Origin of the sequence: Sediminicola arcticus (assembly GCF_040566695.1) — a bacterium.
GTDB classification, from domain to species: Bacteria; Bacteroidota; Bacteroidia; order Flavobacteriales; family Flavobacteriaceae; genus Sediminicola; species Sediminicola arcticus.
The window spans coordinates 499,306-512,051 of the sequence record NZ_JBEXAE010000001.1 but is presented as its reverse complement, the minus strand read 5'-3'; the positions used below and the strand labels follow the sequence as shown (position 1 = coordinate 512,051).

The following is a 12,746-nucleotide window of genomic DNA, read 5'->3' as shown; positions in this document are numbered from 1 at the left end:
TTGAGTTAGTTAAAAATTGCATCAAAGGAATGGATGTCTTTTAAGCGTACCCCTTTTTCCGTTTGTTGAAGGGTACATATTTCATTGTGCGCATCGTGTTCCAAAAAAATATGGAAGTTATTCTTTGCGGCATTGTCTAAAAAGAGTTCTTTTTCGCCCATGGTCAACAAGGGCCTCGTGTCATAACCCATAACATAGGGCAAAGGAATATGCCCAGCTGTAGCAAGCAGATCTGCGGCAAAGACCAAAGTTTTACCTTTGTATTCTATGTGAGGGATCATTTGTTTGTCCGTATGCCCATCTACAAATAAGACACCAAAACCGAGTTCTGATTTATGCATAAAAGGGGAATTGCTTCTTTCAAGGAATTTGAGCTGTCCGCTTTCTTGCATGGGTAACAGATTTTCTTTAAGGAAGGAAGCTTTCTCCCTAGGGTTTGGATTAGTAGCCCATTTCCAGTGGTCTTCATTGGTCCAGAAAGTCGCGTTTTTAAAAGCGGGTTCATAGCCCGTTCTGTCCTTGTTCCATTGGATACTTCCCCCACAATGGTCAAAGTGTAAATGGGTCATGAACACATCGGTAATATCATCCCTATGAAATCCCAATTTATTGAGAGAGTTGTCTAAAGAATGATCCCCCCATTGGTAATAATAACTGAAGAATTTATCTGACTGTTTGTTGCCCATTCCCGTATCTATAAGGATCAAGCGGTTCCCATCTTCAATTAAGAGGCACCTTGCGGCGATATCTATCATATTATTGGAATCTGCTGGATTGGTCTTGTTCCAAATGGATTTTGGTACGACCCCAAACATGGCCCCTCCGTCTAATTTAAAATTCCCTGCTTCAATAGGATATAATTTCATAGGCTCAAAACAATTGACGCAAATTAAGAAAAGCAAATAGGATTATATTCATAAAGCGCACTTTATTAGTGGTTTTTTAACATTTTTCAACTAATTTTCATTGCGATTTACGGTCTTAGATTTCTATGGTAAAAATAAATTTTTTTGTTGTGGGGCAATAAAGATATTACGGAGTGCAATGTCATAAATACTTGGGGGTGAGTCAGATTATTGATTAGATTTAAGGGTTGATTTAATTGAGGTAAAATGGATGAAATAGTAGAGCAGGTAATGCATCATTTTAAATTTCCGTTGGAAAAGCCTGTGCTCATTTTTTCATTGATACTATTTGTCATTTTAATGGTACCCATTCTAATGAACAAATTAAGGATTCCAGGAATAATAGGCTTAATTATTTCAGGGGCTATCATTGGTCCTAATGGTTTTAATTTATTGGAGAAAAGTCTCTTTGTAGATCTGTTTTCCACTATTGGACTTTTATATATCATGTTCATTGCAGGATTAGATCTGGATCTAAATGATTTTAAAACCAACAGGAATAAAAGCATTTGGTTTGGGCTATTTACTTTTAGTATCCCTTTGGGACTTGGTTTTCCTGTGTGTTATTATTTTTTAGGATACGACTTTAATGCGAGTTTATTGACTGCTAGCATGTTCGCAACACACACTTTGGTTACCTATCCCATCGTAAGCAAGCTAGGAATCACCAAAAATCAAGAGGTTGCTATCACGGTGGGAGGAACTATTTTAACCGACACTGCAGTGCTCATTATTTTAGCAGTACTTGTTGGGTCTCATGAAGGAAGTTTAACCTATGTTTTTTGGCTTAAACTCTTTATTTCGCTATTTATTTTTATGCTGATTATGTTTGGGGTAGTCCCTCGGGTTTCCAAATGGTTTTTTAAAAAATTGGAAAGTGAAAAACACTCCCATTATATTTTTGTTTTGGCCATTGTCTTTTTTGCGGCTTTCTTGGCTGAATTGGCAGGGGTGGAACCAATTATAGGGGCATTTGTTGCCGGATTAGCACTTAACAGGCTTATCCCTCACTCATCTGTTCTTATGAATCGTATAGAATTTATAGGAAATGCCTTGTTTATACCTTTTTTCTTGATCAGTGTTGGAATGCTGGTAGATTTTAGCGTCATCTTAAGTGGTCCAATGGCGTTGATCGTAGCCGCAACATTAACAGTAGTGGCTCTTTTAGGTAAGTGGTTGGCTGCTTATTTTACACAGGTGATATTTAAGTATTCGAAGCTGCAAAGGAGACTTATTTTTGGACTCAGTAGTTCCCACGCGGCAGCAACCTTAGCCGTTATATTAGTGGGATATAAGGCTAAAATTTTGGATGAAAATATTTTGAACGGCACAGTAATCTTAATTTTGGTTACTTGTATTGTAGCCTCTTTTGTTACGGAACGAGCCGCAAAAAATTTGGTGATAGACATGGAAGACAATACTCATTCTTATGCCAAAAACCAACAAATAAACGAACATATTGTATTGGCCATAGCCAACAATATTAACTTAGAAAAGGCTTTGGATTTTGCCCTTCTAATCAAGGATAAAAAATCTAGTTACCCGCTGTCTATTCTTACTGTAGTTCCCAATAATATGGAGGCGGAAAGGAATATCACCAGAGCAAGACAGAAATTAAAGCAATTGATAGACCATGCCACTGCCTCAGAAACACGAGCAGAGGTAATAGCGGCAATAGATTTCAATATTTTTAGTGGCATTGCCAGAACAGCCCGTGAAATAATGGCAAATATTATTATTCTTGGGTGGCCTCAACGCACAGGGATCATTGATCAGTTTTTTGGAAAGAAATTGGAAGTGATTCTCGCTAACACCAACAAAACAATATTTGTTTGTCATTTTGCAAAGCCTTTATCCAATCACAAAAGACTAGTTGTGGTTTTACCCCCATTGGCAGAATTGGAACAGGGATTCGATATTTGGATGGGTAAGCTCAACAAACTGGCTACAGAGCTAGGTATAGGCATTTTATTTTATTGTAATATGGAGACCGAGAATGCAATTGGGAGATATACAAAAAGGCATAAGATCTCTCGGAAAAACAGATTTCATACCCTTGAAATTTGGGAATCCTTTTTAGAAGGAAAGCAGGATATAGAAAGAGATGATTTACTGCTATTTATTTCGTCAAGGAGAATTGGCATCTCCCATCTTTCTTTGATGGAAAACCTAACAGCAAAACTGGAAGAAAAGTATTTGGATAATAGCAAAATTATCATTTATCCATAGCTTTTTAATGAGGTTTTTTAGAAGAATGGTCTTACCCTTTTAGGGTTTGGGATCATACGAACTTGTATTCCAAGTGTAGTCCTAAAAAAATCATACTTCTACTTCAAAAGGCTGTAAGACATGGATTAACTGTTGGGCAAAATAGATCATCGCCTTTATTTCCTGTACACTTAATAGGCGCTCCTTTTTTTGAATCAATAACGTTGTGCCGTTAGACTCAACATGGTAATAGGGGTTACTTTCAAAAAACAGTATAAGCTCGTCGGTGAACAGCCCTTCCAATGCGGGAATGTCTTCGCCACTCAAATAAAATCGCCTGTTAAAGTCGGGATGGTTTTCTATGTGCATATCCTCAAATCCTGCCAAGTGATAAACAAAATGAAGAAGCCCTTCCCTATCCAAAGAAAATATGGGAATGGTGTTTTGTAAATGAACATGTACAATAGTTGTCTTTACTACTTCCTTAGCGATGAACTCTCCCTCAGTAAATTCAACATCAAATACGTTGAATATGCCATTGGGGTCAGATAAATGGTTATAGGAATAATTAATTTTTCGGGTTTTGAAAAATACAAAATGTTCCAGGAAAAGGGTGTCAGTGCTTTTCTTTGGAATATAACCCCAATGATACTCTTTAGCTGTTGCCTTTAGCTGATTTTGACGTTTTGTGAAATAGCGCTCTATAGGTTTTAAGGCTCGGAAAGGTAAAATTTTCCGAATGGCAAAAGGATGCTTGGAGTCGGCCTCATGTTTGTCTAGTCCAATAATCTCTAAACTTCCGCCTTTACCAGCAAAGGTGTCAGCATAATTTGCTAGCCCCTCCATCACGGTATGATCTACGAAACTGCACATAGAGAGGTCTAGAATGACATCTTCAGATTCGGGAATCATATCCAATTTGTACTTCAGTTTGTAGAAATTGAGAAAACTGCAAAAATATTTAACACTTACATAGTAGCTTCCTCCGATGTGCTCCTTAAAAAGCAGCACATTTGGTTTAAATAAATGACTGAAGAATAATCCAAAGCTTTTATTAATCAAAATATGAATCAAAATGGTGATTAAGATTCCGGCACTAATTCCGGTAATTAGATTGGTTAACAATGTAGTGATTAACGTGGTGAGAAAAATGGCAATTTGCTCTTTTCCTATTTTGGCTATTTTGCGAAAATTTTTGGGAGTGGCTAATTTATAGCCCGTGAATACCAAGATAGCAGCTAGGGCTGCTAAGGGAATTTTGCGTAGCTGTTCTTGAAAAAGGAGGACAAAGAGCACCAAGAATAGGCTATGAAAAAGATTAGAAGATCTATTGGTGGCACCGTTGTTCACGTTTACAGAACTTCTTGCAATGACAGTGACAACATTTAACCCTCCCAGAAGACCACTTGCGATAGTTGCTAATCCTAATGCTTTTAAATCTTTATTTACATTGGACCTTCTATTCTCTGGATCTAATTTGTCCACTGCTTTAATGCTCAATAAGGACTCTATACTTGAAATTAAGGTTATAGCAAAAACAACAATCAAAAATTCTTTTTTAAGGACTAATGAAAAATCAGGGAAGGCCAAACTAGAGAATACGTTATTGGGAATGTTCACTAAAAATGAAGCTTTCAAAGGATAAGGAACGTTTAAGGGCACCAATATATAACTGAATCCTACTGTAAGGATCAAGATCCACATTGGAGCCGGAATCAATTGAAAGTATCGGTTTCTAATTTTAGAATAATAAATCATTATTAAAAGACTCAATATCCCAATTCCACCAGCAATATGTTCTGCATTGTTGTTTGAATTTAGTAGTTCCATTATCCCCGTAGGGATTTGAAGCAAAAGAGATAGTATACTTCCATGCTCATTATTGTGCCCAATCATGATATGAAATTGTTTAGCAAGTATACCCAAACCTATGGCTGCGAGCATCCCTTCTATGGCAGAGGCAGGAAAGAAATCTGCCAATTTTCCCATTTTTAAAAATCCTAAGAGTAGCATTAAAATTCCCGAAAACACTATGGCCGCCAACGTAAATAGATATCCTTGGTACAGATCACCATTGGCAAGGGTAGTTATGGCTCCCAATAAAACAATCACTAAGCCGTTGCCAGGACCAGTAACGGTTACATTGGACCCACCGAGAATAGAAACCACAATACCGCCCACAACAGCAGCTATGATACCAGAAATTGGGGGAGCATCACTCGCTATCGCCAACCCTAGTCCAAGAGGTAGGGCAATAAGAGAAACCACAAACCCTGAAAAAATGTTCTTAGGTAAGGAATAGATAAAATTTTTAGTCTGGCTTGTATTTCTTGGTGTCACGGTTGGCTTCGTATAATCAATAAATCGGTTGGTAAATCGGATAAAATATATTCAATGTCATGTGGAAAAATACGGTTAAAAACAGATGATTTTGATGGTGCATTCATAACCAACAGGTCAGCACGAACTACTTCGGCGTAATGGCCTATAGAATACCCTCTTTTCCCAAATATACTTTGATTCTTAATTTTTATGGACTGTGTAAATATTTTTGGAAGAGCACTGACAATTTTGCGGACCCTAGATTCTTCTCTGTGCTTTAAACGCTCCTTTATAATGGAGGCTTTTTTAAGGGAACGATCATCTTCAACGGCTACATGAATCTCTTTGTTTAAAATTTCCTCTACGATGGTAATTTGTTTTGCTCCTAGGGTATTGGCTACATAGAAGGCGCTAGCTATGGTTTTGGAAGTGTTTGGAGCATTTAGGCCATTAACCACCAAGTGGTTGCAAGCTACGCGTATTTCAGAAGGTCTTATAAGCAAGAGAACAGAACAGGAAACCTGTCGCGTTAATTTCCTGGCTATGGATCCTACATAAAACCTGTACATATTTTCATGCTGGAGGGCTCCCAGTATCAAAAGATCAATTTTGAAATCAACACAGGCCTGGCGGATCGTCTTTATTGGTTTTCCATCTTTCCATTGTATTTCTATTGAAAGACCACTGGGCTCTATTTCTTTTAATAAAGAATGAATTTCGTCTTCTTTCTCCTTTGTTCTTTCCCCTACATGGATCAAAATTAATGTGGCGTTAAAAAGATGTGCGATTCGGGTGGTCTCTAATAGGTTTATTTTGAGTTTTGGAGAGAATGCAAAACCAAATAAAATTTTCTTAAAAGATTGGTGCCCATCGTTCATAAATCCCGTTTGGGCCTCAAGATAACAAATATTAAACTAGAGCACTATCAGGAAGAGTTATAGCACACATTTTTAAAATAAAAACATTAAATTTCACAAAAAAATTGAATGGTTGAATTAGCGGGAATAATTATACTTGGAATTCTGGCCCAATGGGTGGCATGGAGATTAAAACTACCTGCTATTTTACCCCTTATTTTAATTGGTCTTTTCGTTGGACCTGTATCAACCCTGCTAACTGAGAATGGCGAAAAATGGATAGAGCCTATCTGGAATGGCGAAAAGGGATTGTTTCCCGGAGATGGACTTTATTATTTTGTTTCCTTGGCCATCAGTATTATTCTTTTTGAGGGTGGGCTAACATTGAGGCGCTCGGAAATTGCGAATGTAGGTCCTGTGATAACCAAGTTGATAACCCTAGGTTCTTTAGTGACATTTTTTGGAGCCGGTATTTCGGCTCATTTTATATTTGGATTAAGCTGGCAAATTTCTTTTTTGATTTCCGGCCTTATTATTGTAACCGGTCCAACGGTCATAACCCCAATCCTTAGGAATATCCCCTTAAAAAAAGATGTCTCTGCGGTTTTGAAGTGGGAAGGGATACTTATAGATCCAATTGGCGCATTAGTGGCGGTATTGGTATTTGAATTTATAAGTGTTGGAGAGGGGGAGGCCTATACACAAACAGCATTGGTTGAATTTGGGAAAATCCTCTTATTTGGAACTACCTTCGGATTTACATTTGCACATGCCTTGGCCTTTGCTATCAAAAAGAATTTCATACCCCACTACCTACTTAATGTGGTGTCGCTTTCAGTGGTCTTATTGGTCTTTGTAGAATCGGATATATTTGCACATGAATCAGGGTTACTGGCGGTTGTGGTCATGGGCCTTGTAATGGGAAACATTAACCTTCCAAATCTTAAGGAATTATTATATTTCAAAGAATCCTTAAGTGTATTATTGATATCTATCTTATTCATAGTGTTGGCAGCCAATATCAACTTACAGGAATTGGAGCTTATTTTTAATTGGCAAATGGTAGTACTTTTAGCCATAATCGTTTTTGTGATTAGACCCTTGGGCGTATTTCTCAGTTCTGCTGGATCTGATCTTAATTTTAAGGAAAAACTATTCATAAGCTGGGTAGGCCCGCGGGGAATTGTTGCCGCGGGTATTGCTTCGCTTTTTGGCTCCAAATTATTGGCCAATGGGGAACCCGGAGCCGAATATATAACACCTGTTGTATTTACTGTAGTTTTGGGGACGGTGTTATTAAATGCAACTACGGCCCGATTATTTGCCAAATTGGTTGGGGTGTTTTTGACCAAGTCGGAAGGTATATTGATTATTGGGGCATCCAAGGCTTCTAGGTTAATTGCCGGGTACCTGCAAAAGAATCAACGCCATGTTGTGCTTATAGATAACAACCAATCTAATGTAGAGAAGGCAAAAAAAATGGGATTAGAGGCCATGACGGCAAATATCTATTCTGATTCTCTTACCGATAATATTGAATTGAATGATATGGGATACTTAATGGCTCTTACAGGAAATTCTGATATCAATATGTTCGCCATTAAAAAATTTAAAGATCAGTTTGGGGAAAATGGTTCTTTTCGATTGGTTTCGGGAGATGAGATGAACGATCCAGAAAACAACCCCAAAGAAGGCCTTTTTTCCCATACAGATGATTTCATTAAACTAATGGAGGCATCTAGGCTATATCCATCAATTCACGAGGTAGAGGTTAATGACAAGGAACATTACGAAGGACTGATTGAAATTACCAAATCGGATAAAAACATGGTGCCTATATTCTTAAAGACGAAGAATGGCGATTTAAAGATTATTCCTTCTTTTAGTAAAGAGTTTGAAGATATAGGAGAAGGGTCTAAATTGGTCTATCTCGGAAAAATAATGGAATCGGATAAGGACAATGACGATCGGTAAGAAGATCCGTAGGGTAAGTGAATTAAAAAACCCCCAAGAATTATTCTTGGGGGTTTTCTTTTAATCGTTAAGCTTTAATACGGCCATAAACGCCTGCTGAGGTATTTCTACGTTACCAACTAGACGCATTCGCTTCTTACCTTTCTTTTGTTTTTCCAAAAGTTTACGTTTACGGGAAATATCCCCTCCATAACATTTTGCCGTTACATCTTTACGGAGTGCTTTAATAGTTTCGCGCGAAATAATTTTTGCTCCAATAGCTGCCTGAATTGGAATATCGAATTGTTGCCTAGGAATCAATTCCTTTAACTTTTCACACATCTTTTTACCGATATTGGCGGCATTATCAGCATGAATCAAGGAAGAAAGGGCATCCACAGGTTGGGCATTCAATAGAATGTCTACACGCACTAATTTTGAAGTGCGCATCCCAATAGGTGAATAATCAAAAGAGGCATATCCTTTAGAGACTGTTTTTAATCTGTCATAGAAGTCAAAAACTATTTCTGCCAATGGCATATCAAAAGACAATTCCACACGTTCAGGTGTCAAATAAGTCTGATGCGTAATAACGCCCCTTTTGTCTATACATAGGGACATTACGTTTCCTACAAAATCGGACTTGGTGATAATAGTAGCTTTTATATAGGGCTCTTCAACATGATCCAAAGTAGAAGGGTCTGGAAGATCCGTTGGGTTGTTCACAATTACTGGAACCGTTGGGTCCTTGCGGGAGAAGGCATGGTAACTTACGTTGGGCACTGTGGTGATCACGGTCATATCAAACTCACGCTCCAAGCGTTCCTGAATAATTTCCATGTGTAGCATGCCCAGGAAGCCACAACGGAATCCAAAACCTAGGGCCGCACTACTTTCAGGTAAAAACACCAAGGAAGCATCGTTCAACTGCAGCTTCTCCATAGATGAGCGCAATTCTTCAAAATCTTCTGTGTCCACGGGATAAATTCCAGCAAAAACCATTGGTTTTACATCTTCGAACCCACTGATCGGGTTTATTGTTGGTTTGGCAAAATCCGTAATAGTATCACCTACCTTTACTTCCTTCGCGTCTTTTATTCCTGTAATCAGATAGCCCACATCCCCTGCTTTTATCACCTGCTTAGGATGTTGCGTAAGTTTTAAGGTACCCACTTCGTCTGCAAAATAGCTCTTGCCAGTGGCAACAAATTTTATTTTCTGTCCTTTTTTTATTTCTCCGTTAATGACCCTAAAATACGTTTCAACCCCTCTGAAGGGATTATAAACAGAATCGAAAACCAAAGCCTGTAATGGTTCATCCACAACTCCCTTAGGAGCGGGAATACGCTCAATAATAGCCGTAAGGATTTCTTGAATTCCCAAACCTGTTTTGGCACTAGCCGGAATTACATCTTCGTGTTTGCAACCCAATAATTCAACAATATCATCCGTCACCTCTTCGGGATTGGCGCTGGGGAGATCTACCTTGTTCAAAACAGGTATAATTTCCAAGTCGTTTTCCAAAGCCAAATAAAGGTTGGAAATGGTTTGTGCCTGTATGCTCTGTGCGGCATCAACAATAAGTAATGCCCCTTCACATGCAGCAATAGACCTAGAGACCTCATAGGAGAAATCAACATGGCCCGGGGTATCTATCAAATTTAGGACATACTGTTCCCCATTATGCGTGTAGTCCATTTGTATGGCATGGCTCTTTATGGTTATTCCACGTTCTCTTTCTAGATCCATACTGTCCAAAAGTTGGTCTTGCTTTTCACGATCTGTCACGGAGCCTGTAAATTCCAATAATCTATCTGCCAAGGTACTCTTGCCATGGTCTATATGCGCAATAATGCAGAAGTTTCTAATGTTCTTCATAAATGATGTAGCTGAAATGGCCTATTCAACACGTTTTAAGCCGATGCAAATATACTTTATTTGACCTGCATAAAATATCGGTTCCCAAGAAATTAGCTCGAAACGGCTAGAATGGAGTTAATAATCGCAGAGATTACAAATTTTGTAGTAGTTCACTTCAGAAATTTTCTTAGCTTTGGTGACCAACCTCAAAATCTTGAAATTTAGCTTCTTAGTTTTGATCATGTCCCTGATCATGCCGTTATGCCTATCTGCCCAAACCTTTGAGGTTACTGGGGCCGTAAAAGATAGAAATAATGAAGCGGTGGGCTTTGCCAATGTCCTTTTGCTTCAAGTATCCGATTCTACCGTAATAATGGGAGCCTCTACCGATGAGGCGGGTAAGTTTTTTATCTCCAATGTACAGCCTAGGACTTATTTTGTAAAAGCGAGTTACATAGGTTCAACCTCCAATTTAATAGCAGTAGATGTTAAGGAAAACGTTGCTATTGGGACAATAATCATAGAGGATAGTTCTATTGATTTAGATGGGGTGGAAGTGATAGCGAATAATCCAACGGTGGTCCGAAAGTCGGATCGCTTGATCTTTAATATAGAAAATACGATTGCCTCCTTGGGGAATTCATGGGATGTATTAAGGAAAACACCTGGGGTAATTATGGTGAATGACCAATTGAAAATTAAAAACCAGACCCCAACGATATATTTAAATAACAGAAAAGTACAACTTACCAATACCGAAATAAAAAACTTATTGGAGGGCATCTCTGGGACAAATATAAAATCTGTTGAGGTAATCATGAACCCGCCTGCAAGTTATGATGCTGAGGGAGGGCCCATATTAAATATTATCACTAGTAAGAATATCTCCCCAGGCTATAAAGGAAGTGTCAATGGGGATTATATACAGGCCATTTATCCGAAATACAACTTTGGGACCAGCCATTATTTTAAAACTGATAAATTAAGTGTTTTCGCCAACTATTCCATCAGTCCCAGAAAGGAATACAAGGACAATAACGGGTATATAAATTTTATTGACGACAATGGGGTATTTGCCAGATGGCAGACATTTTTTAATAGGACTACCAGATCTGTAGCACAAAATGCAAACCTTATATTGGACTACACAATTGATGATAGAAACTCTTTAAATATCACCTCCAATTTAGCAGTTTCTCCAAACAAGACCTTTGATAATACATCTGAAAACTTCATACGGAATGCCCAGAATATACTGGACTCTACCTTTGTTTCTAGGAGTAACCTCAATAATGACCAGTTCAATCTGGCGGTGGACTTAAATTATGTCCACCGATTTAAAAAAGAAGGAGCTACGCTGTCTTTGAATGCACATTATACGGATTATCATGTAGACCAAAATCAAATAGTATCTTCTGATTATTTTGATAGTAATAACAGTTTTATTAGGAATTTCAGCTTCCTTACCAATTCTGATCAAAACATACAGATTTACACAGGTCAGGCAGACTATGCAGCAACCTTTGGTAGTTTGTCTTTTGAAAGTGGCGGTAAATTTTCCAATATCAATTCTAGGAGTGGTTTAGACTATTTTAACGTTGTTGGCAACAACCAAATCAGGAACAGTTCCCTATCAGATATCTATGATTATGACGAGATGGTATTGGCAGGGTATATTACCATGGTACAGAACTGGGACAAGTTTTCTCTTAAGGCAGGACTGAGAGGTGAACAGACCAACGCTGAAGGAAGATCTTTTAGCGTCACGGAAATCAATACACAGGATTACTTTGAGCTTTTCCCCTCCTTATACCTCCTGTATACCCAATCTGACAATCATTCTTTAGCCTTTGATTACGGTCGTAAACTATCCAGACCCAAATACCAGGATCTGAATCCGTTTCTTTATTTTTTAAATGAAAATAATTTTAATCAGGGAAATCCCAACTTAAGGCCTAATTTTAGCCATAATTTTAATTTTAACTATACCTATAAAGGTGCGTATTTCTTGGATTTATACTACAAGGATAATGGCGCGTATATATCTACACTTAGCTTTCAGAACAACCAGAATCAAACACTTCGAGAAGTGCGACAGAATGCCCTTGAAAGCACTTCCTACGGGGTAGACCTCACCTATATCAAATCTATTACCAAAAATTGGTTTCTTATTGCTATTAGTTCCTTGTTTCATGAAGACGAAACCTTTTTAGCGGTAGAGAGCGGAAATATTCCAGTGACCAATGAAGTAGAAGGAGTGTTTTTATGGTTGGGCAATAATTTGACCCTTTCCAAGGATGGTACCTTCACAGGGGAATTGGGGCTTAATTATTTGTCCAAGTTCCTTTTGGGGTCCTACATGATCTCAGAAACCACCAACCTAACCTTTGGACTTCGTAAAACACTATGGAATAACAGGGCTACCATTTCACTCTCTTCTGAAGATATTTTAGGAAGGGCCAATGGAACACTTACCTCTACATATTTGAACCAAGACAATTCCTATTTACCCAGACCTGAGACCCAATTCATTCGTTTTGGATTTACTTATAATTTCGGAAACTTCGGATTGAAAGACAGCAATAGAACCATCGATAAAATAGAGCGGGATCGGTTAGGCGTCAATTAAACTTCTTATGTA

At 38.2% G+C, this 12,746-nt stretch carries 7 protein-coding genes; 3 read left to right on the top strand and 4 right to left on the bottom strand.

Annotated features, from left to right (window positions below):
* Positions 1-5: 5 nt before the first annotated feature.
* Positions 6-866, bottom strand: coding sequence for an MBL fold metallo-hydrolase (locus tag ABXZ36_RS02300; RefSeq protein WP_354613848.1), 861 nt, complete (start codon positions 864-866; stop codon positions 6-8).
* Positions 867-1,112: 246 nt separating this feature from the next.
* On the opposite strand from ABXZ36_RS02300, the gene ABXZ36_RS02295 reads away from it, so the two are divergent.
* Positions 1,113-3,134 carry a cation:proton antiporter gene (locus ABXZ36_RS02295; protein WP_354613847.1) on the top strand — a complete coding sequence of 674 codons (2,022 nt, stop codon included), beginning with the start codon at positions 1,113-1,115 and terminating at the stop codon, positions 3,132-3,134.
* Positions 3,135-3,224: 90 nt separating this feature from the next.
* On the opposite strand, the gene ABXZ36_RS02290 is transcribed toward ABXZ36_RS02295, so the two are convergent.
* On the bottom strand, positions 3,225-5,453 hold the full coding sequence (locus tag ABXZ36_RS02290; protein WP_354613845.1) for a SulP family inorganic anion transporter: 2,229 nt from the start codon (positions 5,451-5,453) through the stop codon (positions 3,225-3,227).
* Positions 5,450-6,313: a universal stress protein gene (locus tag ABXZ36_RS02285; RefSeq protein WP_354613844.1), complete on the bottom strand. Its 864-nt coding sequence runs from the start codon at positions 6,311-6,313 to the stop codon at positions 5,450-5,452. Before ABXZ36_RS02285 ends, ABXZ36_RS02290 begins: the two co-directional genes overlap by 4 nt.
* A gap of 108 nt (positions 6,314-6,421) precedes the next feature.
* Between ABXZ36_RS02285 and ABXZ36_RS02280 the strand changes: the two genes are divergently transcribed.
* The gene (locus ABXZ36_RS02280; RefSeq protein ID WP_354613843.1) at positions 6,422-8,266 is read left to right on the top strand and encodes a cation:proton antiporter; all 1,845 of its coding nucleotides are present in this window, start codon (positions 6,422-6,424) and stop codon (positions 8,264-8,266) included.
* A gap of 60 nt (positions 8,267-8,326) precedes the next feature.
* On the opposite strand, the gene lepA is transcribed toward ABXZ36_RS02280, so the two are convergent.
* Positions 8,327-10,123, bottom strand: a complete 1,797-nt coding sequence (gene lepA, locus ABXZ36_RS02275) for a translation elongation factor 4 (protein WP_354613842.1) — start codon at positions 10,121-10,123, stop codon at positions 8,327-8,329.
* Between the two features lie 196 nt (positions 10,124-10,319).
* Between lepA and ABXZ36_RS02270 the strand changes: the two genes are divergently transcribed.
* Positions 10,320-12,734, top strand: coding sequence for an outer membrane beta-barrel family protein (locus ABXZ36_RS02270; RefSeq protein ID WP_354613841.1), 2,415 nt, complete (start codon positions 10,320-10,322; stop codon positions 12,732-12,734).
* The last annotated feature ends 12 nt before the right edge of the window (positions 12,735-12,746 follow it).